Origin of the sequence: Streptomyces sp. NPDC001507 (genome assembly GCF_042894765.1) — a bacterium.
In the GTDB taxonomy this organism is placed as follows: domain Bacteria; phylum Actinomycetota; class Actinomycetes; order Streptomycetales; family Streptomycetaceae; genus Streptomyces.
On sequence record NZ_JBIAVV010000001.1, the window covers coordinates 99,369 to 122,991 of the forward strand.

Here is a 23,623-nt window from a genome sequence, read left to right on the forward strand (position 1 = left end):
GCTGACCTCCCTGGGAGCGGGCTTGCTAAGACCTTCGCGCGCGGCCGGGTAGGCCGCAACGTAGGGGACTCCGTTCAGCCCGAGTGCTCCGCCAGCCGGTCGAGAAACGCGGCCTGGGCCTTGACGATCACCTCGCGGGCCCGGTCCGGGCTCAGCCAGGCCACCCGGTCCAGTTCGGGGAACTCCTGGATCCGGCCGGACCGCGGCGGCCACTCCATCACGAAGGTGCCGGGTGCGATCGTGTCCGGGTCGAGGTCCGCCTCGATCGCCCACGCGGTGACGATCTTGCCGTTGGTCTGCCGCACCTCGCCCAGCTCGATCGCCTCCCCGTCCGGCGGCGCCAGCCCCAGCTCCTCCCGGAACTCGCGGCGGGCCGCTTCCCAGGCCGGTTCGCCCGGCTCGTACTCGCCCTTGGGGACGGTCCAGGCACCCGCGTCCTTCTTCGCGAAGAACGGCCCGCCCATATGGCCGAGCAACACCTCAACGCCCTCGCCCGTATGCCGGAACAACAGCAGTCCGGCGCTTCGCCTCGGCTCCGTCAACGCCGTACCTCCGGGTGCGCGGCCAGCAGGGTTTCCACCGTATCGGCCTCCTGCGGCCGTTTGTCCTCGCGGTAGCGGACGACGCGCGCGAAGCGCAGGGTGACGCCGGCCGGGTAGCGGGAGGAACGCTGCAGGCCGTCGTAGGCGATCTCGACGACGAGTTCCGGGCGTACGGTCACCACCCAGCCGTTGTCCGAGACCTCCAGCTCCTTGAGCCGGGCGGTCTGCCACTCCAGCATCGCGTCGGTCATGCCCTTGAAGGTCTTGCCGAGCATGGCGAAGGTGCCGTCCGGGTTGCGGGCTCCGAGGTGGAGGTTGGACAGCCTGCCGGTGCGGCGGCCGTGGCCCCACTCGGCGGCCAGCACGACCAGGTCGAGGGTGTGGACGGGCTTCACCTTCAGCCAGGAGGCGCCCCTACGGCCCGCGCTGTAGGGGCCGTCCAGCGACTTGACGACCACGCCCTCGTGGCCGCGAGCGAGGGTGGCCGCGAGGAACTCCTCGGCAGCGGCCGTGTCGTCAGGGCCCGACACCAGCGCCCGGCGCACCCGCATCGGCTCGGGGACCAGCCGGGCCAGCGCCGCGTGCCGTTCGGCGAACGGGAGGTCGAGCAGATAGTGGCCGTCGACCGAGAGCGCGTCGAAGAAGACCGGGGAGACCGGGACCTGACGGGCCGCCTTCGCCACGTCGGTCCGGGAGCCGACCCGGCCTGCCGTCTCCTGGAAGGAGCGGGGCCGGCCGTCCGCGTCGAAGGAGATCACCTCGCCGTCCAGGACGAACCGCTCGCCCCTCAGCTCGCGCGCCGCGGAGGTCACCTCGGGAAGGCGGTCGGTGATGTCGTCCAGGGTGCGGGTGAAGACCCGTACCGTGTCGCCGTCCCGGTGGACCTGGACCCGGATGCCGTCCAGTTTCTCCTCGACCGCCGAGCCGCCCAGCTTCTGCACCGCCTCGGCGACCGAGGAGGCGGTGTGCGCCAGCATGGGCAGCACCGGGCGGCCGACGGTGAGCCGGAAGCGGTCCAGGGCCGGCGGGCCGTCCGCCAGCAGCGCCGCCGCCACCGTCTGGAGGGACCCCGCGAGCATCACCGCCCGGCGGACGTCGGCCGGGTCCGCCCCGGTCGCCCGCGCGAGCCCTTCGACGGCGACCGCGTCCAGGGCGCCCTGCCGCACCTCCCCGGAGAGCAGCCCCAGCAGGAAGCGCTGCTCGTCCGCCGTCGCCGCGCCCATCAACTCGCCCACGATCCGGGCCCGTTCGGCCTGCGAACCGGCCCCGGAGACCTTGCCGAGATCGCTGAGCCGGGCGTCGACCTCGCGCACGGTGAGGGACGGTTCGGCGGCCGCCGGGACGGGCCGGCTCAGCACTTTCCAGCCGACGCCGAGGCGGCCCTGGGGGAGCCGGCCGGCCAGGTAGGGGATGACGACCGGGACGTCGTCGGGCGCCGTCTCCCGGAAGAGCTCGGCGAGCAGCGCGGTCTTGCGGGACCTGGCCGCCGTGGCGGCGACCTCCCGGGACACTTCGGCGAGCCGGGTCAGCAGCATGCAGCCATGGTGCAACGGGCGGGCCCGGACTACACCCGCACGGTCGCGTCCAGGTCCGCGAAGAGCAGCTCGCCGTTGATCGCCGCGCCGGCTCGGTAGCCGCGGCTCGCCGCGTTGACCACCTGCTCGGCGAAACCGCTCGCGTTGCCGGCCGCCCACAGTCCGGGCACGGTCGTCCGGCCCAGCTCGTCGATCACCGGGTAGGCGCCGAAGGGGGTCTCCGCCAGCTCCGCGCCCAGCGCGCGGAACAGGGCGTTCTGCGGGACCGGGCGGGGCGCGACGAACAGCGCCTCCCGCGCGTGCAGGCTCCCGTCCTCCAGGTGCACGCCCGTGAGCCGGCCGTCCTCGATCCGCAGCCCGGCCACCGCACCGGGCACCACCCGGACCCCGGCCGCGGCCAGCCGCCGCAGGTCGTCGTCGGTCAGCTCCGTCTCCTCGACCCGGTGCAGGAAGAGGGTCACGTCCTTGGACCACTGGGTGACCATCAGCGCCTGGTGCACGCTCATCGGGGTCGTGGCCAGCACGCCGAACGCCTGGTCGCGAACCTCCCAGCCGTGGCAGTAGGGGCAGTGCAGCACATCGCGGCCGAAGCGCTCGGCCACCCCCGGGACGGGCGGGAGCTCGTCCTTCAGGCCGGTGGCGACGACCAGCTGCCGGGCCCGGACCGTCCGGCCGCCCGCCAGTTCCACCGCGAAACCGCCGTCCCTCGTCGCGCCCACCGCGCGGTCCCGGACCAGTTCCACCCCGTACCGCGCGATCTCCTCCCGGCCCACCGCAAGGAACTCCGCCGGCGGCATGCCGTCGCGGGACAGGAAGCCCTGCATGTGGGCCGCCGGGGCGTTGCGCGGCTCGCCCGCGTCGACGACCAGGGTGCGGCGCCGGGCCCGGCCCAGGACCAGCGCGGCGGACAGCCCGGCCGCGCCGCCGCCGACGACGACCACCTCGTACGTATCGGTCATGGTGACCACCTCCGCGGCCGAGGCTCGCCCGTGAGCTGCCGGATTGACAAACGTCTTTGCCGAAACTGCAATGCAGGCATGACTACGGACGACGTCCTCGCGGGCGTGGGGCCCCGGCTGCGCCGGCTCCGCAAGGAGCGCGAGGTCACCCTCGCCGCCCTCTCCGAGACCACCGGCATCTCGGTCAGCACCCTCTCCCGGCTGGAGTCCGGGCTGCGCAAGCCCAGCCTGGAGCTGCTGCTGCCGATCGCGCAGGCGCACCAGGTGCCCCTGGACGAACTGGTCGGCGCCCCGCCGGCCGGCGATCCCCGGGTGCGGGCCAAGCCGATGGAGCGGTACGGCCGCACCTTCCTGCCGCTCACCCGGCAGCCCGGCGGCCTGCAGGCCTTCAAGGTGGTCGAGCCGAAGCGGAAGCTCGAACCCGAGCCGCGCACCCACGAGGGCTACGAGTGGCTCTACGTGCTGTCCGGGAAGCTGCGGCTGGTGCTGGGGGAGCACGACGTCGTGCTGGGGCCCGGGGAGGCGGCCGAGTTCGACACCCGGGTGCCCCACTGGTTCGGGTCGACGGGGGAGGGCCCGGTGGAGTTCCTCAGCCTGTTCGGGCCGCAGGGGGAGCGGATGCATGTGCGGGCGCGGCCGAAAAAGCAGGAGTGACTAATCCGTCTGTTACCCCGGACACGGTTCCCTCGTGGGCAAGCGACCGCTTAGTATGCGGTGGACCCCGACGAAGCAGTCTGTGGAGGCACCGCATGCAGGCATGGCAAGTGCACGAGAACGGCGAGCCGAGCGAGGTGATGCGGCTCCAGGAGGTGGAGCGGCCCACGCCCGGTGACGGCCAGGTGCTGCTCAGGGTGCGTGCCGCCAACATCAACTTCCCCGACGTCCTGATGTGCCGGGGCCACTACCAGGTGCGTCCGCCGCTGCCGTTCACCCCCGGGGTGGAGATCTGCGGCGAGACCGAGGACGGGCGCCGGGTGATCGCCAACCCCGCGCTGCCGCACGGCGGTTTCGCCGAGTACGCGGTCGCGGACGCCGCCGCGCTGCTGCCCGCCCCGGAGGCACTGGACGACGCCGAGGCCGCCGCGCTGCACATCGGCTACCAGACGGGTTGGTTCGGACTGCACCGCAGGGCGGCTCTCCAGGCCGGCGAGACCCTGCTCGTGCACGCCGCCGCCGGCGGGGTCGGCAGCGCGGCCGTCCAGCTCGGCAAGGCGGCCGGGGCGCGTGTGATCGGCGTGGTCGGTGGCGCCGACAAGGCCGCCGTCGCCCGCGAGCAGGGCTGTGACGTCGTCGTCGACCGCCGCGCCGAGGACGTCGTCGCCGCCGTCAAGGAGGCCACCGGCGGCCGGGGTGCCGACGTGATCTACGACCCGGTCGGCGGCGACGCCTACACCCAGTCCACCAAGGTCGTCGCCTTCGAGGGCCGGATCGTGGTCGTCGGCTTCGCCAGCGGCACCATCCCCAGCCCGGCGCTCAACCACGCCCTGGTGAAGAACTACTCCATCCTGGGCCTGCACTGGGGCCTGTACGCCACCAAGAACCCCAGGCTGATCCTGGAGTGCCACCGGCAGCTCACCGAGCTGGCCGCCAAGGGCGCCATCAAGCCGCTGGTGAGCGAGCGGGTCCCGCTGTCCGAGGCCGCGGCGGCCGTGCAGCGGGTCGGCGACGGCGTCACCACCGGCCGGGTCACCGTCGTACCGAACGGAGCCGCAGCATGACCGACGCCGCCGAACTCACCCGCCGCACCGGCGAGTTGCTGGCCGCGCACCCGCCCGCCACGACGGACAGGCTCGACTTCCTCAAGGCCCGGTTCGACGCCGGACTGGCCTGGGTGCACTACCCGGAGGGCCTCGGCGGTCTCGGTGCCCCGCGCTCCCTCCAGGCCGTCGTGGACGCCGAACTGGAGGCCGCGGGCGCCCCCGACAACGACTCCCGCCGCAACGGCATCGGGCTCGGCATGGCCGCGCCGACCATCCTCAAGTACGGCACGGAGGAGCAGAAGCAGCGCTATCTGCGGCCGCTGTGGATCGGCGAGGAGGTCTGGTGCCAGCTGTTCAGCGAGCCGGGCGCCGGCTCCGACCTGGCCGCGCTGGGCACCCGGGCCGTGCGTGAGGGCGACGACTGGGTGGTGAACGGGCAGAAGGTGTGGACCTCCGGCGCGCACAACGCCCGCTGGGCCATCCTCATCGCCCGCACCGACCCGAACGTGCCCAAGCACGCCGGCATCACCTACTTCATCTGCGACATGACCGACCCCGGCGTCGACGTCCGCCCACTGCGGCAGATCACCGGCGAGGCCGAGTTCAACGAGGTCTTCCTCACCGACGTCCGCATCCCCGACTCCCGTCGCCTCGGCGCGGTCGGCGACGGCTGGCGGGTCGCGCAGACCACCCTGAACAACGAGCGCGTCGCCATCGGCGGCATGCGGCTGCCCCGCGAGGGCGGCATGATCGGCCCGGTCGCGAAGACCTGGCGCGAACGCCCCGAGCTGCGCACCCACGACCTGCACCAGCGGTTGCTGAAGCTGTGGGTCGAGTCCGAGGTCGCCCGCCTCACCGCCGAGCGCCTGCGCCAGCAGCTCGTCGCGGGCCAGCCCGGCCCCGAGGGCGCCGGCATGAAGCTCGCCTTCGCCCGCCTCAACCAGGAGATCAGCGGCCTTGAGGTCGAACTCCGCGGCGAGGAAGGCCTGTTGTACGACGACTGGACCATGCGGCGGCCCGAACTGGTGGACTTCACCGGCCGCGACGCCGGCTACCGCTACCTCCGCGCCAAGGGCAACAGCATCGAGGGCGGGACCAGCGAGGTCCTGCTGAACATCGTCGCCGAGCGCGTCCTGGGCCTGCCGGCCGAACCGCGCACCGACAAGGACGTCGCCTGGAAGGACCTGGCCCGATGACGGATCTGCTGTACTCGGAGGAGGAAGAGGCGCTGCGGGCGGCGGTGCGGGACCTGCTCGCCGACCACTGCGACGCGCCGGGCGTCATCGCCCGCACCGAGTCCGACACCCCGTACGACCCGGCCGCCTGGAAGGCCCTCACCGAGGGCATGGGGCTCGCCGGGCTGCTGGTCCCCGAGGAGCAGGGCGGCCAGGGCGCCTCGCACCGTGAGGTCGCCGTCGTCCTGGAGGAACTGGGGCGGGCGGTCGCGCCGGTGCCCTACCTGACCAGTGCCGTGGTGGCGACCGAGGCGCTGCTGGCCTGCGGCGACGGGCAGCTGCTCGGGAAGCTGGCGTCCGGGCGGACCGTCGGGGCGCTGGCGGTGGGGCTGCACGTCGCCCCGGGGGGCGAGTTCAAGGCCGTACGCGTCGAGGACGGGCGTCTGCACGGCGAGCTGACCGGGATCGCGGACGCGGTCGCGGCGGACGTGCTGCTGGTGCCGGGGGACGACGGCGGGTTGTACGCGGTCGAGGCGGGTGCCGCGACCGTCACCCCGCAGGTGTCCTTCGACCTGACCCGGCCGCTCGCCACGGTCACCCTGGACGGGGCGGCTGGACGGCGCGTGGGCGACGCCGAGACCGCGGTACGGCGGGCCCTGCGCGCCGGGGCCGGTCTGCTGGCCTCCGAGCAGTTCGGCGTGGCCGAGTGGGCGCTGACCGAGACCGTGCGGTACCTCAAGGAGCGCAAGCAGTTCAACCGTCCGGTGGGCGGGTTCCAGGCGATCAAGCACCGGCTGGCGCAGTTGTGGCTGGAGGTGGTGAACCTGCGGGCCGCTGCGCGGGGCGCCGCCGATGCGCTCGCCTCCGGCGAGGATGCCGACGTGGCCGTGGCCGTCGCTCAGGCCTACGCGGCGCCGGTCGCCGTGCACGCCGCCGAGGAGGCACTGCAGTTGCATGCGGGGATCGGGATGACCTGGGAACACCCGATCCATCTGTATCTGAAGCGGGCCAAGGCGGATTCGATTGCTTTCGGTACGGCGGGGGCGCATCGGGAGGTCTTGGGCGAACTGGTCGGTCTTCAGACGCCGTGATTTCCGGTTTTCGGGTGCGGGTGTGTGGGGGCTGGTCGTGCAGTTCCCCGCGCCCCTTTCGGGGCGCCTGAAGTGAACCAGGGACGGCAGTCCAGCCAACTCCCTGCAGAGATACATCAATTGGGCTCTGCTCGAACGCATACTCCCTTGGGTCACTCATGGCCCTACAAGGGAGGCAGAGCATGGCCCTCACCACCCGTCGCAGAGCCCTCGGCACCCTCGGCGGCGCCCTCGCCGGTGCCGTCGTACTGCCTGGCGCGCAGGCCTGGGCGGGCGGCGGCCGTCGCGGGCGGCGGCCGCTGTGGCGTGCCCACGCCCACAACGACTACGAGCACACCCACCCCCTCCACGACGCCCTCGGCCACCGGTTCGGGAGCGTCGAGGCCGACATCTTCCTCGTCGGGGACCAGCTCCTCATCGGCCACACCGAGGACGACCTCGACCCGAGCCGCACCCTCGAATCCCTCTACCTCGACCCGCTGGCCGCGATCGTCAAGGCCAACCACGGTTTTGTGTACCGGGGTTGGCGCAGGCCGCTGCAGCTGCTCATCGACATCAAGACCGAGGGCTCCTCGACCTACCTGGAGCTCGACCGGCATCTGCGGCGCTACCCGCACCTGTTCACCACCTACGCCCACGGCCGGGTGATCCCCGGCGCGGTCACCAACGTCATCTCCGGCGACCGTGCCGCCCGCACGCCGATGGAGGCGCAGGCCGTGCGCCGGGCCTTCTACGACGGCCGGCTCACCGACCTCGGTACCGCGGCGCCCGCCTCCTTCGTCCCGCTGATCAGCGACAACTGGCAGCTCAACTTCACCTGGCTCGGCGCGGGCGCGTTTCCCGACGCCGAGCGGCAGAAGCTGCGCGACATCATCGGCCAGGCACACGCGCACGGCCAGACGGTGCGCTTCTGGAACACCCCCGACGTGGCCGGCCCCGACCGCGACGCGCTGTGGCGCGAACTCCTGGCCGCCGGCATCGACTACTTCAACACCGACGACCTGGCAGGCCTGGAGGCCTTCCTGGACGCCCGCGCCGGGTCGTAACACCACTCGAACGGGGGCCGTGTCAACCGCACGGCCCCACCCTCCGCTACGCCACACTTGCGGCCGAACGCCCCGGAACGGGCGTGGCGGAGGAGGTTCGCGATGGCCGTTTCCATCTCTGTGGTGCTGCTGCTCCTGTTGCTGGCCGTGATCTTCATGCGCCAGGGCGCGCTGAAGATCTCGCACGCCCTGGTCTGCATGCTGTTCGGGTTCTTCCTGGCCAGCACCAGCATGGCGCCGACCATCACCAGCGGGCTCACCGCCACCGCGGACCTGGTCAGCAGTCTGCGGCCCTGAGCCGGCCGCTAGAGGGTTGCGTCAGGGGTTCCGTCAGGGTTTCCAAAAGATCCCGATTCCGTTCGCCACGGCGCGTTCCGGGCTGTCGGTCGGGTGGTTGAGCACGCTCACCGTCTGCGTGCCCGCGGTGCGGGCCACCATGGTCGTGGAGCCGCCGCCGTCCAGGCTGAACGCGTCGGCCGCTCCCAACAGCCGCATCTCCTCCGCTACTTCGGCGATGGTCAGGCCGCTTCGGTAGGCCACCGCGCCGTCCAGCGCGAGCAGCAGCAGCCTGCGCCCGCCGTTCGCGTAGCCGACGGCCGTGCGCACGGCCGCGGTGGTGCCGTCGAGGCCGGCCAGCGGCTCGCCGTCGCGCAGCACCGGGTACCCGCCGACCGCGAAGCGGTACGGGATCCTGGACGCGGACGCCACCATCCGCTCGCGCACCGTGACCCGTTCGCCCTTGGTGAGGGCGCGCAGCCTGTCCGCGCCCGCCTCCCGGCCCAGCAGGACGGTGGTGCCCGCGGCGATCGCACCGCTGCCCGGGGTCGCGGACGTGGCGACGACCCTGCCGCCGCGGATCCGCACCTCGTAGGTGTCCGTGCTGCACCCGGCGGCCCGGTCGGTGTCCGAGCCGCAGGTGGCGCGCTTGCGGGACGCCGAGCCCCAGGCGGCGGTGTAGGCGCCGACGGATCCCTGCGCCAGGGCGTACTGGTTGAGCCCCCGCAGCGCCAGGGTGGCGTGGGGGGTGCGGACCGTACCGGCGAGCGTCAGCCGGTCGAGCCGGGCCCGGCGGTCCACGCCGACGCCGAAGACGTCGGTGGTGCCGGTGCCCGGCGGCAGCGACGGGCCGAACCGCTGGGCCGTCGGCACCGCCGACTTGAGCACCCGGCCGTGCGCGATCGCCGGACCGACGCTCGCGCCGGTCGCCTCGACGCCCGGGTGCTGGGTCTCGTTGATGTTGAAGAAGTCGCCGTTCACGCCCGCGACCGCGCCCGCCGCGTCCGCCATCGTGGACACCCGCGACCGTGCGGCCACCGCGCCCGGCGAGAGCAGGTCCACGCGGACGTGCGGGTCGGTCAGGTCGACGGTCAGCAGATGGACGTGGACCGTGCCCTTGGCCGCGGGGAGGTCGAACTGCCGGTAGGCGACGCCGGACGCGATCCGGCCGGCGCCCGACGCGGCGCCGGCCGGTGCCGCCCCCACGAGGGCCGCACCGGCCAGCACGCCGGACGTGGTGAGAATCGTGCACAGAGTTCGGGTCGTCGCTGCAAGCCGTCTCCGACGATGCGTCACCGCACCCCCTGATGTCTCGTCAAGTTCCTCAGGACTCAGGAAGTGCAGCAGACGAGAGTGGCCCGCGGGGCGGCTAGCCGTCGACTACGCGAGAACGGGTGAGGAAACGCACCCCCTCGGGTGCCTCCAGGGAGAAACCACTCCCTCTTCCGGGTACCACGTCCACGATCAGCCGGGTGTGGCTCCAGGCCTCGTACTGGCTGCGGGACATCCAGAAGGTGACCGGCTCCTCGACCCCGTCCACCGCCAGCTCGGCCAGCAGCACGTCCGAGCCGCCGGTACGGAACTCGCCGTCCGGATAGCACATGGGCGCGCTGCCGTCACAGCAGCCGCCGGACTGGTGGAACATCAGCGGCCCGTGCTCGGCATGGAGCCGGCGCAGCAGCTCGGCTGCCTGCGGGGTGAGTTCGACGCGCGCGGGCGCGGTCCTGTCGTCGTCCATGGGCACCGTCCTGGGCCGGGGGGCGTCGGATCCCCTCAGTCTCACGCGGCGTCAGGGGCGCGTCCAGCATGCGGCGTCGAGCGTTGGCCGCTGCTGCGACTTGTCGGATTGGTTACTGTTCTTGCGTTTTGGTGTAGTACGGCCGATTCTGCGGGGCTGCCCGTTGACTGGAGCGTGTCCGCATCCATAGCCTTCATCTTCATACGTAGACGGAGGCTCGCGCGATGCCTCTCCAGCAGTAAGGACGTCCCGCCCATGAGTCAGCCCGTCGTCACCCGCTTCTCCGTGTATCCGGTGGCAGGCCGGGACTCCATGCTGCTCAACCTCTCCGGCGCGCACGCCCCGTACTTCACCCGCAACGTCGTGGTCGTCGAGGACTCCGAGGGCCGCACCGGGCTCGGTGAGGTACCGGGCGGGGAGGCGATCACCCGGACCCTGCGGGACGCCGGGTCCCTGGTCGTCGGCTCCCGGCTGGGGGACTACAAGCGGGTGCTGCGGGCCGTGGGGGAGGAGTTCGCGGGGCGGGACGCCGGTGGCCGCGGTGCGCAGACCTTCGACCTGCGCACCACCGTGCACGCCGTCACCGCCGTGGAGTCGGCCTTCCTCGACCTGCTCGGCCAGCACCTGGAGGTGCCGGTCGCCGCCCTGCTCGGCGACGGCAAGCAGCGCGACTCGGTCCGCGTCCTCGGCTACCTCTTCTACGTAGGCGACCCGGGCCGAACCGACCTGGACTACCTCCGCGAACCCGACTCCGAGGTGCCCTGGTACCGCGTCCGCCGCGAGGAGGCCCTCACCCCGGAGGCAGTCGTCCGGCAGGCGGAGGCGGCCTACGACCGCTACGGCTTCCGGGACTTCAAGCTCAAGGGCGGTGTGCTGGAGGGGGCCGAGGAGGTCAAGGCCGTCCGGGCGCTGAAGGACCGCTTCCCCGAGGCCCGGATCACCCTCGATCCCAACGGCGCCTGGTCCCTGCGCGAGGCCGTCGAGCTGTGCCGCCCGCTGCTGGGCACCCTCGCCTACGCGGAGGACCCCTGCGGGGCCGAGGGAGGCTACTCCGGGCGGGAGATCCTCGCCGAGTTCCGCCGGGCCACCGGGCTGCCCACCGCGACCAACATGATCGCCACCGACTGGCGGCAGCTCACCCACGCCCTCGCCCTGCAGTCGGTGTCGATCCCGCTGGCGGACCCGCACTTCTGGACCATGCAGGGGTCGGTGCGGGTGGCGCAGCTCTGCCACGAGGCGGGGCTGACCTGGGGCTGCCACTCCAACAACCACTTCGACATCTCGCTCGCGATGATGGCGCACTGCGGTGCCGCGGCCCCCGGCGAGTACAACGCCCTGGACACGCACTGGATCTGGCAGGAAGGACAGGAGCGGCTCACCGTCGAGCCGCCGAGGATCACCGGCGGCGAGGTCGCCGTCACCGACGCCCCCGGGCTGGGCGTCCGGCTCGACATGGACCGGCTGCTGGCCGCCCACGCCCGCCACGAGGAGCTGGGCCTCGGGGCGGGCCGGGACGACGCGGCCGGGATGCAGTACCTCGTGGAGGGCTGGAGCTTCGACGCCAAGCGGCCCTGCCTGGTGCGGTGAGCCGTCAGGCGCCCCGCGCGGCCGGGGACGTCCTCGGGCCGCGACAGCCGCACCGCGCCCAGGAAGCCCGACTCGAAGGAGGTGCGCCACTGTTCGTCGTCGATGCCGTCCCTGGTGCCCGTCGGCGGGCCGCCGACGCTGATGAGCACGGCGTCCAGCCCCTCGAACGCCTCGTGCGCCGTCGCCGGCAGCCGGTCCGGCGTCCCGGCGCCGGCGTTGTCGGCGACGACCCCGACGGCCTGCCCGGGGCCGCCCAGCTCCGCCTCGGCCGCGGCCGGCGAGTGCGTACTGCGTCCGCTGACCACCACCTTGGCGCCGCCTGAGGTCAGTTCGCGGGCGGCGGCCAGGCCGAGACCGCGGGTGCCGCCGGTGACGATGTAGACGCGGTCCTTCAGTCCGAGATCCACCACTGTTCCCGTGTTCCGTGCTGCCGGCCGAAGGCCCGCCTAGAGCATGGCCTGCTGGGGCTGGGTGGCCACCACGATGACGGTGGTGGTGCCGGCGCTCAGGGCCGCCTTGAACTCGCGCTGCAGGTCCTCGGTCGTGTCGACGTCGACCGCGTGGCACCCGAAGCCGCGGGCCACGCCCGCGATGTCCAGGCCGGGCAGGTCGAGGCCGGGGACGCCCGGTGTCTCCTCCAGGACCGCGAACGACTTGAGGATCGAGTACTCCTGGTTGCGCATCACGACGTAGACCACGGGCAGCCGATGCTGCGCCGCCGTCCAGAGGGACTGCACCGAGTACTGGAACGAACCGTCGCCGATCAGTCCCACGACCGGCCGGCTCACGCCGCGCTCCCGGTCGGCGAGGGCCACGCCGACGGCGGCCGGCGCGCCCCACCCGATGCCGCCGCTGGCGGTGGCGAAGAACGACCCGGTCCGGGTGGTCGGCAGCCACTCGATCTGCTGGGCCATCGTGGAGGTCGACTCGTTGACGACGACCGCGTCGGCCGGCTTGACGTCGCTCAGGGCGGCATAGACCTCCGGCGGGGTCAGCGGGCTGTTCGGCGTCTCCGGGAGCACCCGGGGGCGCTCCATCGGCTGCGGGGCGGTCCGTGCGGAACCGTCCGCGACCGCGGCCAGCAGCTGCTCGATCGCCGCCTTGGGGTCGCCGAGCAGGCTGTCGCCCACCCGGGCCGCGGCGGCCACGTCGGGGTTCCCGGTGATCTGCAGGAGTTCGGTGCCCTCGGGCAGGTAGGGGCCCGGCACGTAGGGGTAGTACCGGAAGACCTCGGCGCCGATCACGACCACCAGGTCGTGGCCCGCCAGGCGGTCGCTGATCGTCTTGACCGACATGCCGAGGGGGCCGCGGAAGAGCGGGTGGTCCTCGGGGAAGGAGGCGCGGTCCAGGAGGGGGGAGCCGTAGACGGCCGCCCGCAGCTTCTCCGCGAGGGCGACGGCCGCGTCCCACCCGCCGGCCTTGTCGACCTCCGGCCCGAAGACCAGCGCCGGACGGCTGCTGGCGGAGATGCGGTCGGCGAAGTTCCGCAGCCGCTCCGGATCGGGCAGCACCCGGTCGCTGAAGGTCCGCGTGCGTTGGAAGCCCGGCAGCGGCCGCTTCCAGTCGTCCATGGGGATCGACAGGTAGACGGGACCGGCGGGCGGCTGCAGGGCGATGGCGTAGGCCCGCAGGAAGGCCTCGGGCACGTCCTCGGCGCGTGCGGGTTCGTACGACCACTTCACCCACGGCTTGGGCAGCGTGGTGGCCTCCCGGTTGCCCAGGTAGGGCTCGCCGATCAGCAGTTCCCGGTGCTGCTGGCCGGAGGTCACGATCAGCGGGGTGCCGCCGTGGTAGGCGGCCACCAGGTTGCCGACCGCGTTGCCAAGACCGGCCGAGGAGTGCACGTTGACCAGCGCGGGCCTGCCGGTGACCTGGGCGAAGGTGTCCGCCATCGCGATGACGGAGGCCTCCTGGAGGGCGAGGACGTAGGTGAAGTCCGCGGGGAACTCCTGGAGGAACGGCTGTTCGGTGGAGCCCGGATTGCCGAAGACGGTGGTGAGTCCGAGAGAGCGCAGCAGATCGTAGGTCACGCTGCGGACGGTGGCTTGCTCGGTCATGGCAACCTGCCAGTTCTCGTGCCGGGTCTTAGATCGGGAGGATCCAGCCCATCCTGACCCGGCCCCGGGCGCCGCGCCTTCCGTCCGATGACTGAAGCCCGTACTCAGCCGACGGGTCCAGGCCGCCCCCCCGCCCGCGCGTCGCCCAGGGCGGTTCCGGTGTCGGTCGGATGACCGAAGCCCGACCGCCCTGGGCCGTCGGAGCGTGGAGTCAGCCGTTGGGCGCCACGAACACCTTCATCACCTCGGCCGACCGGAGGGTGCCGATGGCCCGCAGCGCCTCGCCGACCGGGACGATCTCCGTGGTGAGGTCGTCGACACGGACGGCACCGCGGGCCAGCAGACCGACGGCGTCGTCGAACTCGGAGCCGTACACGAACGACCCACGGACGGTGATCTCCTTGAGCAGCACGACATCGGGGTCGAAGCCGCCGCCGGGGCCGGCCCCCACGTTGACCAGCACCCCGCCGGGGGCCAGCAGCCGGAGGCCCTCCGCCCGGGCCGCCGCGTTGCCCGAGCACTCGAACACCACGTCCACCGTGGACTCGGCGAGCTCGGCGGCCGACTCCGCCGGACTCAGGGTCGCATCGGCGCCGGAGGCCGGCCCGAAGCGGCGCCGTTCCGGGGCCGGCTCCACCAGGACCACCCGGCCCGCTCCCCGGTGCAGGGCGATCCGGCAGGCCAGCTGGCCGATCGGGCCCCCGCCGAACACCGCCACCGTGGCGCCCCCGAGGTCGCCGGCCAGGACCGCGGCCCGCAGTGCGGTGGCCGTCGGCTCGACCCAGGCGGCCTCCAGGCGCCCCATCGACGCGGGCAGCGCCCGCAGGGTGCCCGGGAAGACGGCCATCCACCGGGCGAGGGCGCCGTCCGCCTGGAGCCCGAGCGCGGTCTCCATGGTCGCCTGCCGGCAGAAGTTGGGCCGCCCCGAGAGGCAGTACCGGCAGTGGCCGCACACGTTGCCGTTCGGGTTGACGGCGACCCGCCGGCCCACCGTCCAGCCCTCGACCGCATCGCCCACGCGGACGATACGGCCCGAGGGTTCGTGGCCCATCACGAAACCGCCTCGGTAGACCTGGGGCAGGTGCGGCGCGTGCAGGTCACTGCCGCAGATGCCGCACAGGTCGACCTCCACCATCACCTGGTCGGGCCGGAGTCCGGGCTCGGGCCTCGACTCCAGCACGATCCTGCGGTCCACACCCAGGACCACCGCGTCCATCACGGCCCTCGCCGCCCTTCCGTCGTCGCCGTGCGATCCCGACTCCGCCCCTGTCCGCCCGTCTCGTCCGTGCCCCGTCCGGCGACGGCTCGTGGGCGCCCCGAGCCGCGTGCCGTGACCGTGTGTCCGCCGGCAGCAGCAGCCCCTGCCGCCGGACACACGGCCGGTGGGTGTCCCCGGTGTGGCCCCGGCCGGCCCGTGGTTACGCGGCCGTGAAACGGGCGGTGACGGTGGCGACCCGCTTGCCCTGGTAGACGGCGGCGGCGCGGGCGGTGTCGTCGACGGGGATCGCGCCCTGTCCGTTGACGTGGCTGGTGCCGTAGGGGTTGCCGTCGACGAACTTCACCGGGTCGGTGTAGCCCGGGGTGACGAGGATGCCGCCGAAATGGTGGACGGAGTTGTAGAGCGCCAGCAGCGTGGACTCCTGGCCGCCGTGCGCGGTGGCCGTGGCGGTGAAGCCGCTGTAGACCTTGTCGGCCAGCTTGCCCTGGGCCCACAGCCCGCCGAGCGTGTCGATGAACTGCTTCAGCTGGCTGGCGATGTTGCCGAACCGGGTGGGCGTGCCGAAGACGACGGCGTCGGCCCACTCGACGTCGGCCGCGGTGGCGATCGGGATGTCCCTGGTGGCCGCGGCATGCGCCGACCAGGCGTCGTTGCTCGCGACGGCCTCCTCGGGCGCGAGCTCGGACACGCGCAGCAGCCGTACCTCCGCACCCTCCTTGCGGGCGCCGTCGGCCACGGCCTCCGCCAGCTCGTGGACGGTACCTGTCGACGAGTAGTAGATGACCGCGATCTTGGGAGCCATGGGGAGTTCCTCTCGCTGTTCTGCGCTCTCGACGGCGGACGCCGCCTCGGTGTTCGGGACGGCGGGGGCAAGCGGGTGGGCCGTGGCGGTCAGGATGAGCCGCAGCTGCCGCGCCACGAGCCCCTTCGCCGCGGCTCGTCGGCGTCGCGCGGCTGGTCCGCTACGGCGCCGTTGCTTGCCTTGGCAAGTATCGTGACTGCGCAGGAATGCTTTGTCAAGCAAGTAATATGTGCTGGAGTGGCAGAGCCGGACAGAGGGAGGGGCGGCATGCCACCGCGGTCGCCGGAGCCCACGTCTCCGCCGGACAACGACGAGGAAGGCCTCTGGCGTGCGCTGCAGCGGATGCCGGCGGCGCTGCCCCGGGCGCTCGACGAGGACCTGCTCCGCGCCATGACCGAACTGGCGCCTGTTCCCGGCCCGTGGCGAGGAACTGGCGGACCTGGCACCGGTGAGCACCAGTACCGGGTTCCGCGCCTCGATGTCCTACTCCGTGACGGACGTCCGCCCGCTGGGCGCGTAGCCGGACCGGGACCGCCCGCGCCAGGGGTGTTCCGTCGGGGCCAGAGGTTTGAGATTCCTTGCTTGAGCACGCTATTGTGCTCAAATGAGCGCAGACATCCCCCTGACCGCCCAGGAAGAACGCCTCTGGCGCGCCCTGATGCGCGTCATCGTCGCGCTGCCCCGCTCGCTCGACGACGACCTGCTGCGCTCCACGGGGCTCACCCTCACCGAGTACGTCGTCCTGATGAACCTCTCCGAGGCCGAGAACCAGGAACTGCGCATGACGGACCTCGCCTCGGCCACGGCCCTGTCGGCGAGCCGCATCACCCGCGTCGTGGACGCACTGCAGAGCCGCGGCCAGGTCGTCAAGCGCCGCTACGAGGGGGACGCCCGCGGCAACGTCGCGACCCTCACCCCGGAGGGGCTGAAGCGGCTCCAGGACGCCTACCCCGTACACCTGGCGAGCGCCCGCAGGCGGGTCGTCGACCTGCTCGACGGCCGGTCGGTGCCGGCCATGGCGCGGCAGTTCGAAGCGGTGGTCGAGAAGCTCGACTGAGTACTGCCGGGACCGGTGAGCGCTTTGGCGGGCAAGCAGGTCGGGCGGTCCGCCGGCCGCCGAGCGGCGGCTCGGGAAACCGCGACGACGGGCACGGAGGCCGGCGGCGCGACGGCCGCGTGAGATCCGTCGTCCGACTCGTCCGGCTCCTGATCATTCGGCCGGCTGCCCGTTCCGCCGCTTCCCGTCCGAGCCGCCGGGCGGCCGGTCGGGCTCCGGCGCGCCGGACAGCCCCTCCACCGCGCCGCGCAGCGCGGCCCGCGAGGTGATGCCCAGCGAGGTTGCGCGCCGACCGAACCTGGTGGAGGTTGCGCAAACGGCGAGGTGGGCGCTGGGTATGGTGGGCGGATGACGAGTGATCCAAGGCCCGAGGCCGAGGTCGCCGCCGAGTTGATGAAGGCGATGACCCGGCTGCGCGCCCGGCTGCGCACCGAGTCGGCCCCCAGTGACCGGCGGTGGAACTGGTCGCAGCTGACCACGCTCGCCCGCATCGTAGAGGAGGGCCCGGTCACGGCCACCGAGCTGGCGCAGGCCGAGCACGTACGCCGCCAGTCGATGGCCGAGACACTCGCCGCCCTGCGCGCCGAAGGCCTGATCGCGACCGGCAAGGATCCCGGCGACGCCCGCAAGACCCTCGTGCACGCGACGCCCGAGGGGCGCACGCTGATCGGGACGATCCCGGTGGCCCGGGCGGCCTGGCTGGGCGCGGCGATCGAGGCGCACCTGCGGGCGGACGAGCGCGAGACCCTGCTGAAGGCCGCCGCGATCATGAACAGGATCGCGGACAGCGGGAGCTGACCCGGTGCCGGGGCGTCCGGGGGCGGTGGGAGCGGTGGGAGCGGTGGGACCGGAGGGGCCGGAGGGAACGGCCGGGGATCAGGCCGGCTTCGTCAGGCCGGGCAGTTCGGCGGTCTCGATGACGTGGGCCTGGTGCGGGAAGACCTTCTCCGTCAGGACGCGGTGGACCTCGGGGTCCGGGTCGGCGGTCGCGTCCTTGAGCAGGTAGAGCGCGAAGTCGTCGTCGGCCGCCTGCCGGAGGGTCGTCAGGACCACGCCGCCGGTGGACAGCCCGGCGAGGACGAGCGTGTCGACGCCCCGGTCACGCAGCAGCCCGCGCACGTCGGTGGCGGAGGCGAAGGCGCTGAACCGCGTCTTGCGCACGGTGATGTCCCGCTCCGCCACCTCGAAGGACTCGTGCAGGTCGGCCTCGGGGCTGCCGTCGGGCAGGAACCCGTTCTCGGCGACGGCGGCGAACGCCTTGTTCAGCGCGGGTATGGCGGCGAAGTCCTCCGGGGCGAAGGCGACGCGGACATGGACGACCTGGACGTCGTTCGACCGGGCCCAGGACAGCGCCGCGTGGGCGCGGGAGAGCGCCTGGTCCGGGTCGGCCACGGCGGTGAGGACGGCCGGCTGGAAGTCCATCAGGAACAGGGCGGTGCGGGCGGGGTCGAGGTGCGGGACGGTGCTGGTCATGACCTGAACTTTCTTGTCTTGCCGGATGGTTGAAGCCGTACCGGACGCTTGGGGTGGTGCCCGGTGGCGGGGAGAGGGGAGGGGTCAGGGGGCGGGCCGTCGGTCGGCGTGCGCCAGCTGCCGGTCGAGGACCGTCATGACGAGGACGACGGCGGCGATGCCGACCAGCGCCCAGGAGATGTGCCTGAGGCCGGTGTCGTCGACGCGGGTGTGGAAGGCGGTGCCGGTGATGGCCGCCGAGGCGATGGAGCCGATGTAACCGAAGGTGCGCAGCAGCCCCGAGGCGGTGCCGACGCTGTCCGCGGGCGCCTCCTGGTACAGCACCGTCTGGTTGGCCACGGTGCCGGCCCCCGAGGTGAGGCCGAACACCGCCGTGATCGCGACCACCACGGCGATGGGCGTGCCGCCGTCCACGAACAGGGTGGCGACGGCGCCCGCCAGCAGGAGCAGCGCCGAGACGACCAGCGGCGCGCGGACCCGGCTGCGCCGGGACACCACCCGGGCGGAGACCGCCGACAGGACACCCATCGGGATGAGCACCAGGCCGGACCGGTAGGCGCTGAGTCCGCGGGACGCCTCCAGCCACTGGGTGAGGCCGTACAGGATCACGTAAGTGCCCAGCAGGGTGAGGCCGTTGCGCAGGTAGGTGCGGGTGAGCGCCAGGTTCGAGGCGAGCAGCCGGACGTTCAGGAAAGGGTTGGCGGCCCGCAGCTCCCAGGCCACGAGGACTGCGGCGAGCACGACGCAGACGCCGAGGGCGGCCCACTGCGGGCCGGGCAGCGAGGTCAGGAACACCAGGAGTGCGGTGAGCGCCCCGCCGAAACCGGCGATCCCGGCCAGGTCGACGCGGGAGACGAGCTCGCGCGCCGAGCGGCCGCGCACCCGGTCGGTGTCCCTGGGGATCCAGACCGCGGCCATGACGAAGGCGACGACCGCGACGGGGACGTTGATCCAGAAAGCCGTCTGCCAGCCGAGCCGGCCGACGAGCAGGCCGCCGACGGCGGGGCCGACGGCGACGGTGGCGGCGCCCGCGATCGCGAGGCCCCCGAGGACGCCGCCCGGGGGTTCCTGCCGTCCGGCGGCCCGGGCCCGGCGGCGGATCAGCAGCATGGCGGAGGGGTAGCCGGCGGAGGTGCCGGCGCCGATGAGCACGCGGGCCGCGACCAGCAGTGGTATGTCACATGCCACCGCGCCCAGCACACCGCCCGCCAGCACCAGGAAGATCCCGGCGAAGAACACCCGCCGCGGCCCGAACTCCTCGGCCAGCCGCCCGGCCGCGGGCTGGGCTATCGCGCTGGTCAGATACAGGCTCGATATCAGGATCGCGGTGCCGCCGACGGACGTGTGCATCGCGGCCGCGATCGCCACCAGGGCGGGTGCGATCACGGAGCTGTTGATCGGGTTGAGGACGGCGCCCATGTAGAGCGGGGTCACGAAGGCCGCCCCGAACGGCTTGTCCGGCGGAGCCTGTTCCCGCTGTACGGAGGCGGTGTCGGCGGTGGTTTCCAAGGTGCTGCTCCTCCCTTCCCGCGCTGCTGCCGGGCCTGCGTGGAGCCGGTCCGGCAATTTACGCAGGCTGCCTGACAAATAATAGCAGGCAGCCTGCCTATTTCTCCGCGGACGTTCGCCGGGGAGGGGGGTGTAGGGCATCGCGGGGCCGTAAATCGCCTTGCCGGAGGGGGTGGGGGAGGAGAAGGGGGGAGTGGTGGCCGGTTTTCGGCCTTGATTGCTGACTCTCCGTCAGTTCTCAGATTTCTTCCCGGCATCCCCCAGTCGCACCGGTAACAGTCGGGAACCGGCCCGCCCCGGGCCCAGGAGCCGCCCCCGTTGTCTCCTCCCGCTTAGGAAGCCATGACTGCCACCCCCACACCCGTTCCGACGTTCGCCTTCCAGCGCCCCGCCGTCCTCTCGCTCGCCGGACCGGGTACCGCCACCGTCGACATCGTCATCCCGGTCTACAACGAGGAGCGCGCGCTCCCGGGCTGCCTGCGCACCCTGCACACCCGGCTCCGTGAGGACTTCCCCTTCCCGTGGCGCATCACGGTCGCGGACAACGCGAGCACGGACGGCACCCTCGCCGTCGCCCGCAAGCTCGCCGACGAACTCCCGGGCGTCGCGGTCACCCACCTCGACCGCAAGGGCCGCGGCCTGGCGCTGCGCACCGTGTGGGGCGACAGCGAGGCGGACATCGTCGCCTACATGGACGTGGACCTGTCCACCGGCCTGCTGCCGCTGATCGCACCCCTGGCCAGCGGCCACTCCGACATCGCGATCGGCAGCCGGCTGGCGCCGGGGGCGCGCACCGTGCGCGGACCCCGGCGCGAGTTCATCTCCCGCTGCTACAACGCGATCATCCGGCTCACCCACGGCGTCAGGTTCACGGACGCGCAGTGCGGCTTCAAGGCCGCCCGCACCGAGGTGCTCGGCCCGCTCCTCGAAGTGACCCAGGACGACGCCTGGTTCTTCGACACCGAACTGCTGCTGCTCGCCGAGCACAACGGGCTGCGCATCCACGAGGTCCCGGTCGACTGGGTGGAGGACATCGACACCCGGGTCGACGTGGTCGGCACCGCCAGTGACGACCTGCGCGGACTGTGGCGGATGGCCCGCGCCAAGGCCTCCGGCGCCGCCCGCGTCGAGCTCGCCCGGCGCCCCGCGCCGGCCGCCGAGCACCCGGACGCCGTACTCGCCACCCCCTCCACCCGGCGCACCGTGCTGTCCTGGGAGGTCGGCTGCTTCGTCGCCATCGGCATCGCCTCCACCGTCGGCCAGGCGCTGCTCTACGCCCTGCTGCGCTCCTGGTGGTCACCGGCCCTGGCGAACCTGTTCTCGCTGCTGGTCCTGACCCTGCTGAACACCGAGGCCAACCGCCGCCTCACCTTCCGCCACACGGCGGCCAGCGCGGGCCGCGCCCACCTCGGGGCCGGGGTCCTCTTCGTCCTCGGCTATCTCGTCACGTCGTTCGCGGTGGTCCTCTTCAAGCGGGCCGACCCCTCGGCCTCCACGGCGGCCGAGACGCTCGTCCTGATGGCCGCCTCCCTCGGGGTGACCGCCGTCCGGTTCGTCGTGCTGCGCACCGCCGTCTTCCGCAGCGCCGCCCACTGACCCCCGACGAGAGCGACTTGCCTCCCATGAACACATCCGCTCACACGGTGCCGACGCCCGCGACGGCCACCGGCCCGACCGCCGAGGACGGCCCGAGCCGTTCCTGGCCCGCCTGGGCGGCGCCCGCGGCGCTCGGCGCGATCCTCGTCCTCGCCGCCGTCCTGTACGCCTGGTCGCTGAGATCGCTCGGCTGGGGCAACAGCTACTACTCGGCGGCCGTGAAGTCGATGGGCCAGAACTGGACCAACTTCCTGTTCGGCTCCTTCGACCCGGCCGGCGTGGTCACCGTCGACAAGCCGCCGGCCGCACTGTGGCCGCAGGTGATCAGCAGCAAGATGTTCGGTCTGCACGGCTGGTCGCTGATCCTGCCGCAGACGATCGAGGGCGTGGCCGCGGTGTTCGTGCTGCACCGCACCGTACGGCGCTGGGCGGGCGAGCGGGCCGCGCTGCTCGCCGCCCTGGTCCTCACCCTCACCCCGATCACGGTGGCCATCAACCGGGACAACAACCCGGACAGCCTGCTCGTCCTGCTGCTGGTGTCGGCCGCCTACACCCTCACCCGGGCCCTGCGCGCCAAAGGCCGGGCGGCGGCCTACTGGCTGTGCGCGACCGGCTTCCTGGTCGGCTGCGCCTTCCTCACCAAGATGCTCGCCGCCTGGATGGTCCTGCCCGCCTTCGCCGCCGCCTGGCTGATCGGCGCGGCCGGCACCTGGGCCGCGCGGCTGTGGCGGCTCGCGGCGGCCACGGGGGTACTGCTGGTGTCGTCGATGTGGTGGGTCGCGATGGTGGCCCTGTGGCCCGGCGACCACCCCTACATCGGCGGCAGCGAGGACGGCTCGGCCTGGAACCTGATCATCGGCTACAACGGCTTCGGCCGGATCTTCGGCTCCAGCGGTGACACGACCCAGGGCTTCGGCGGTGCGTTCGGCGGCGAGGCCGGTGCCGGGCGCCTGTTCAACGACCAGGTGGGCGGGCAGATCAGCTGGCTGCTGCCGGCCTGCGCGGTGTTCCTCGCCGTCGCGGTGGCCGCGGAGGTGCTGCGCCGCCGCGGACGGCTGGCCGGAACCGACCTGCTGCCCCTGTCGGGCTGGGTGCTGTGGGGCGGTTGGCTGGTGGTCTGCGCCGCCGTCTACAGCACCCAGGAAGGCATCTTCCACCCGTACTACACCACCCAGCTCGCCCCGGCGATCGCCGCGTTGTGCGGCGGCGGCTTCGTCCTTTTGGCCCGGCTGCACCGCGGCGGGCTCCGCTGGGCGCCGGTGGCCGGGGCCGCCGCGGTGGCTGCCACGGTGATCTGGGCCGTCGTGGTCATCCGCCGCAACCCGGACTGGAACGGCTGGCTGGTCTGGCCGGTGCTGCTCGCCGGCTGTGCCGCCGTCGCCCTGCTGTTCCTGGTACGGCAGCGCAGGCGGCTGCTGCCCGCGACGGTGCTGGCGGCGGTCCTCGCGGTGCTGCTCGCGCCCGGCGCCTGGGCCGTGAGCGAGGCCGGGACCAAGGACCAGGGCATGGGCGGCACCAACCCGAGCGCCGGGCCCATGACCTCGATGTTCGGCGGCAAGGGGATGCCGGGCCGGGGCTCGGGCGGCGGAGCCGGAGGCTCGGGGATGTCGTCCGGCATGCCGGGCCTGTCCGGCGGCGGCACCGGTTCCGGTGCCGGATCCGGGATGCCGTCGGGCATGCCGTCCGGGATGCCGACCGGTGGTTCGGCGGGTTCGGCGGGCTCCGCAGGCTTCGCGGCGGGCCAGGGCATGCCGTCGATGCCCAGCGGCTCGGGCAGCAGGGCCGGCGGGACGGGCGGCGGCATGCCCAGCGGCATGGGCGGCACCCAGCTCACCGGCGAGCAGCGCAAGATCCTCGCCTACGCCGTCGAGAACGCGCCGAAGGCACGGATCAAGCTGGCCCTCACAAGCGGCGCCACGAGCGCCGCGGCCTTCATACTGGACACCGACGAGACGGTGATCGGCATGGGCGGATTCACGGGCATGGACAACGTCCCGTCCACCGGCCGGCTGGAGAAGTGGACCAAGGACGGCGAACTGCGCTACGTGCTCGGCACGGACTCGGCCCGCGGGATGACCGGCGGCCCGGGAGGCAGCAGCGCCGGGACCCGGCGGTCCCAGTGGATCGCGAAGAACTGCACCAAGGTCCCCGCCTCCGCGTACGGCGGCTCGTCGAGCACGAGCACGGGCGGCACCGCCGGCTTCGCCGGTTTCGGCGGCGCCACCGTCCTGTACGACTGCGCGCCCGACCGGCACTGAGAG

The 23,623-nt window shown here is 72.9% G+C and carries 21 protein-coding genes and 1 pseudogene; 11 read left to right on the plus strand and 11 right to left on the minus strand.

Annotated features, from left to right (window positions below; all coding sequences use genetic code 11):
* Positions 1-74: 74 nt before the first annotated feature.
* Genes ACFY0K_RS00520 through ACFY0K_RS00530 form a run of 3 tightly spaced genes read right to left on the minus strand, consistent with a single transcriptional unit; the run spans position 75 to position 3,036 of the window.
* Positions 75-542, minus strand: a complete 468-nt coding sequence (locus tag ACFY0K_RS00520; protein ID WP_390637909.1) for an NUDIX domain-containing protein — start codon at positions 540-542, stop codon at positions 75-77.
* Positions 539-2,077 (minus strand): ATP-dependent DNA ligase, encoded by a 1,539-nt coding sequence (locus ACFY0K_RS00525; RefSeq protein ID WP_390637910.1) that lies wholly within the window; start codon positions 2,075-2,077, stop codon positions 539-541. Before ACFY0K_RS00525 ends, ACFY0K_RS00520 begins: the two co-directional genes overlap by 4 nt.
* A gap of 29 nt (positions 2,078-2,106) precedes the next feature.
* Positions 2,107-3,036, minus strand: a complete 930-nt coding sequence (locus tag ACFY0K_RS00530) for an NAD(P)/FAD-dependent oxidoreductase (RefSeq protein WP_390637911.1) — start codon at positions 3,034-3,036, stop codon at positions 2,107-2,109.
* 78 nt (positions 3,037-3,114) lie between these two features.
* Between ACFY0K_RS00530 and ACFY0K_RS00535 the strand changes: the two genes are divergently transcribed.
* The 6 genes from ACFY0K_RS00535 to ACFY0K_RS00560 all read left to right on the plus strand — a co-directional run bounded on the left by ACFY0K_RS00535 (position 3,115) and on the right by ACFY0K_RS00560 (position 8,345).
* Positions 3,115-3,690 (plus strand): XRE family transcriptional regulator, encoded by a 576-nt coding sequence (locus ACFY0K_RS00535; RefSeq protein ID WP_351955648.1) that lies wholly within the window; start codon positions 3,115-3,117, stop codon positions 3,688-3,690.
* A 95-nt stretch (positions 3,691-3,785) separates the two neighbouring features.
* Entirely contained in the window at positions 3,786-4,754 is a 969-nt protein-coding gene (locus ACFY0K_RS00540) for an NADPH:quinone oxidoreductase family protein (protein WP_390637912.1), read from the plus strand.
* The gene (locus ACFY0K_RS00545) at positions 4,751-5,932 is read left to right on the plus strand and encodes an acyl-CoA dehydrogenase family protein (RefSeq protein ID WP_390637913.1); all 1,182 of its coding nucleotides are present in this window, start codon (positions 4,751-4,753) and stop codon (positions 5,930-5,932) included. The genes ACFY0K_RS00540 and ACFY0K_RS00545 overlap by 4 nt, the downstream gene beginning before the upstream one ends.
* Positions 5,929-7,002: an acyl-CoA dehydrogenase family protein gene (locus ACFY0K_RS00550; RefSeq protein WP_390637914.1), complete on the plus strand. Its 1,074-nt coding sequence runs from the start codon at positions 5,929-5,931 to the stop codon at positions 7,000-7,002. The genes ACFY0K_RS00545 and ACFY0K_RS00550 overlap by 4 nt, the downstream gene beginning before the upstream one ends.
* A gap of 182 nt (positions 7,003-7,184) precedes the next feature.
* On the plus strand, positions 7,185-8,048 hold the full coding sequence (locus tag ACFY0K_RS00555; protein ID WP_390637915.1) for a phosphatidylinositol-specific phospholipase C/glycerophosphodiester phosphodiesterase family protein: 864 nt from the start codon (positions 7,185-7,187) through the stop codon (positions 8,046-8,048).
* A 102-nt stretch (positions 8,049-8,150) separates the two neighbouring features.
* Positions 8,151-8,345 (plus strand): hypothetical protein, encoded by a 195-nt coding sequence (locus ACFY0K_RS00560; protein WP_093505948.1) that lies wholly within the window; start codon positions 8,151-8,153, stop codon positions 8,343-8,345.
* Between the two features lie 33 nt (positions 8,346-8,378).
* Here the strand turns inward: ACFY0K_RS00560 and ACFY0K_RS00565 are convergent, their stop codons facing one another.
* Both ACFY0K_RS00565 and ACFY0K_RS00570 read right to left on the minus strand, forming a co-directional pair.
* On the minus strand, positions 8,379-9,551 hold the full coding sequence (locus ACFY0K_RS00565; protein ID WP_390637916.1) for a phosphodiester glycosidase family protein: 1,173 nt from the start codon (positions 9,549-9,551) through the stop codon (positions 8,379-8,381).
* A gap of 142 nt (positions 9,552-9,693) precedes the next feature.
* Entirely contained in the window at positions 9,694-10,062 is a 369-nt protein-coding gene (locus ACFY0K_RS00570; RefSeq protein ID WP_352365436.1) for a DUF779 domain-containing protein, read from the minus strand.
* 255 nt (positions 10,063-10,317) lie between these two features.
* Here ACFY0K_RS00570 and ACFY0K_RS00575 point away from each other — a divergent pair, with 255 nt between their 5' ends.
* Positions 10,318-11,649: an enolase C-terminal domain-like protein gene (locus tag ACFY0K_RS00575; RefSeq protein WP_390637917.1), complete on the plus strand. Its 1,332-nt coding sequence runs from the start codon at positions 10,318-10,320 to the stop codon at positions 11,647-11,649.
* 38 nt (positions 11,650-11,687) lie between these two features.
* On the opposite strand, the pseudogene ACFY0K_RS00580 reads toward ACFY0K_RS00575, so the two are convergent.
* The 4 genes and pseudogenes from ACFY0K_RS00580 to wrbA form a co-directional block, all read right to left on the minus strand.
* A pseudogene (locus tag ACFY0K_RS00580) lies at positions 11,688-12,056 on the minus strand (SDR family NAD(P)-dependent oxidoreductase); the annotation flags it as partial.
* Positions 12,057-12,095: 39 nt separating this feature from the next.
* Positions 12,096-13,706, minus strand: a complete 1,611-nt coding sequence (gene mdlC / locus ACFY0K_RS00585; protein ID WP_390637918.1) for a benzoylformate decarboxylase — start codon at positions 13,704-13,706, stop codon at positions 12,096-12,098.
* A gap of 211 nt (positions 13,707-13,917) precedes the next feature.
* On the minus strand, positions 13,918-14,922 hold the full coding sequence (locus ACFY0K_RS00590; protein WP_390637919.1) for a zinc-binding dehydrogenase: 1,005 nt from the start codon (positions 14,920-14,922) through the stop codon (positions 13,918-13,920).
* Positions 14,923-15,124: 202 nt separating this feature from the next.
* Positions 15,125-15,727 (minus strand): NAD(P)H:quinone oxidoreductase, encoded by a 603-nt coding sequence (wrbA, locus tag ACFY0K_RS00595; RefSeq protein ID WP_390638822.1) that lies wholly within the window; start codon positions 15,725-15,727, stop codon positions 15,125-15,127.
* Between the two features lie 604 nt (positions 15,728-16,331).
* Between wrbA and ACFY0K_RS00600 the strand changes: the two genes are divergently transcribed.
* Both ACFY0K_RS00600 and ACFY0K_RS00605 read left to right on the plus strand, forming a co-directional pair.
* Positions 16,332-16,784 (plus strand): MarR family winged helix-turn-helix transcriptional regulator, encoded by a 453-nt coding sequence (locus ACFY0K_RS00600; protein WP_390637920.1) that lies wholly within the window; start codon positions 16,332-16,334, stop codon positions 16,782-16,784.
* A gap of 348 nt (positions 16,785-17,132) precedes the next feature.
* Positions 17,133-17,582: a MarR family transcriptional regulator gene (locus ACFY0K_RS00605; RefSeq protein WP_351955636.1), complete on the plus strand. Its 450-nt coding sequence runs from the start codon at positions 17,133-17,135 to the stop codon at positions 17,580-17,582.
* 78 nt (positions 17,583-17,660) lie between these two features.
* On the opposite strand, the gene ACFY0K_RS00610 is transcribed toward ACFY0K_RS00605, so the two are convergent.
* Both ACFY0K_RS00610 and ACFY0K_RS00615 read right to left on the minus strand, forming a co-directional pair.
* Positions 17,661-18,257 carry a cysteine hydrolase family protein gene (locus tag ACFY0K_RS00610; protein ID WP_390637921.1) on the minus strand — a complete coding sequence of 199 codons (597 nt, stop codon included), beginning with the start codon at positions 18,255-18,257 and terminating at the stop codon, positions 17,661-17,663.
* Between the two features lie 84 nt (positions 18,258-18,341).
* Complete coding sequence (locus tag ACFY0K_RS00615; protein ID WP_390637922.1) at positions 18,342-19,766, minus strand: MFS transporter; 1,425 nt, start codon at positions 19,764-19,766, stop codon at positions 18,342-18,344.
* Positions 19,767-20,108: 342 nt separating this feature from the next.
* On the opposite strand from ACFY0K_RS00615, the gene ACFY0K_RS00620 reads away from it, so the two are divergent.
* Positions 20,109-21,362, plus strand: a complete 1,254-nt coding sequence (locus ACFY0K_RS00620) for a glycosyltransferase (RefSeq protein WP_390637923.1) — start codon at positions 20,109-20,111, stop codon at positions 21,360-21,362.
* A 26-nt stretch (positions 21,363-21,388) separates the two neighbouring features.
* Entirely contained in the window at positions 21,389-23,620 is a 2,232-nt protein-coding gene (locus tag ACFY0K_RS00625; protein WP_390637924.1) for an ArnT family glycosyltransferase, read from the plus strand.
* The last annotated feature ends 3 nt before the right edge of the window (positions 23,621-23,623 follow it).

Excerpts from the sequence above, each read along its gene's own strand:
- ACFY0K_RS00525 (WP_390637910.1), bottom strand. The coding sequence starts at position 2,077 with ATGCTGCTGACCCGGCTCGCCGAAGTGTCCCGGGAGGTCGCCGCCACG.
- ACFY0K_RS00530 (WP_390637911.1), bottom strand. The coding sequence starts at position 3,036 with ATGACCGATACGTACGAGGTGGTCGTCGTCGGCGGCGGCGCGGCCGGG.
- ACFY0K_RS00535 (WP_351955648.1), top strand. The coding sequence starts at position 3,115 with ATGACTACGGACGACGTCCTCGCGGGCGTGGGGCCCCGGCTGCGCCGG.
- ACFY0K_RS00540 (WP_390637912.1), top strand. The coding sequence starts at position 3,786 with ATGCAGGCATGGCAAGTGCACGAGAACGGCGAGCCGAGCGAGGTGATG.
- ACFY0K_RS00545 (WP_390637913.1), top strand. The coding sequence starts at position 4,751 with ATGACCGACGCCGCCGAACTCACCCGCCGCACCGGCGAGTTGCTGGCC.
- ACFY0K_RS00550 (WP_390637914.1), top strand. The coding sequence starts at position 5,929 with ATGACGGATCTGCTGTACTCGGAGGAGGAAGAGGCGCTGCGGGCGGCG.
- ACFY0K_RS00555 (WP_390637915.1), top strand. The coding sequence starts at position 7,185 with ATGGCCCTCACCACCCGTCGCAGAGCCCTCGGCACCCTCGGCGGCGCC.
- ACFY0K_RS00560 (WP_093505948.1), top strand. The coding sequence starts at position 8,151 with ATGGCCGTTTCCATCTCTGTGGTGCTGCTGCTCCTGTTGCTGGCCGTG.
- ACFY0K_RS00570 (WP_352365436.1), bottom strand. The coding sequence starts at position 10,062 with ATGGACGACGACAGGACCGCGCCCGCGCGCGTCGAACTCACCCCGCAG.
- ACFY0K_RS00575 (WP_390637917.1), top strand. The coding sequence starts at position 10,318 with ATGAGTCAGCCCGTCGTCACCCGCTTCTCCGTGTATCCGGTGGCAGGC.
- mdlC (WP_390637918.1), bottom strand. The coding sequence starts at position 13,706 with ATGACCGAGCAAGCCACCGTCCGCAGCGTGACCTACGATCTGCTGCGC.
- ACFY0K_RS00590 (WP_390637919.1), bottom strand. The coding sequence starts at position 14,922 with ATGGACGCGGTGGTCCTGGGTGTGGACCGCAGGATCGTGCTGGAGTCG.
- wrbA (WP_390638822.1), bottom strand. The coding sequence starts at position 15,727 with ATGGCTCCCAAGATCGCGGTCATCTACTACTCGTCGACAGGTACCGTC.
- ACFY0K_RS00600 (WP_390637920.1), top strand. The coding sequence starts at position 16,332 with ATGAGCGCAGACATCCCCCTGACCGCCCAGGAAGAACGCCTCTGGCGC.
- ACFY0K_RS00605 (WP_351955636.1), top strand. The coding sequence starts at position 17,133 with ATGACGAGTGATCCAAGGCCCGAGGCCGAGGTCGCCGCCGAGTTGATG.
- ACFY0K_RS00610 (WP_390637921.1), bottom strand. The coding sequence starts at position 18,257 with ATGACCAGCACCGTCCCGCACCTCGACCCCGCCCGCACCGCCCTGTTC.
- ACFY0K_RS00620 (WP_390637923.1), top strand. The coding sequence starts at position 20,109 with ATGACTGCCACCCCCACACCCGTTCCGACGTTCGCCTTCCAGCGCCCC.
- ACFY0K_RS00625 (WP_390637924.1), top strand. The coding sequence starts at position 21,389 with ATGAACACATCCGCTCACACGGTGCCGACGCCCGCGACGGCCACCGGC.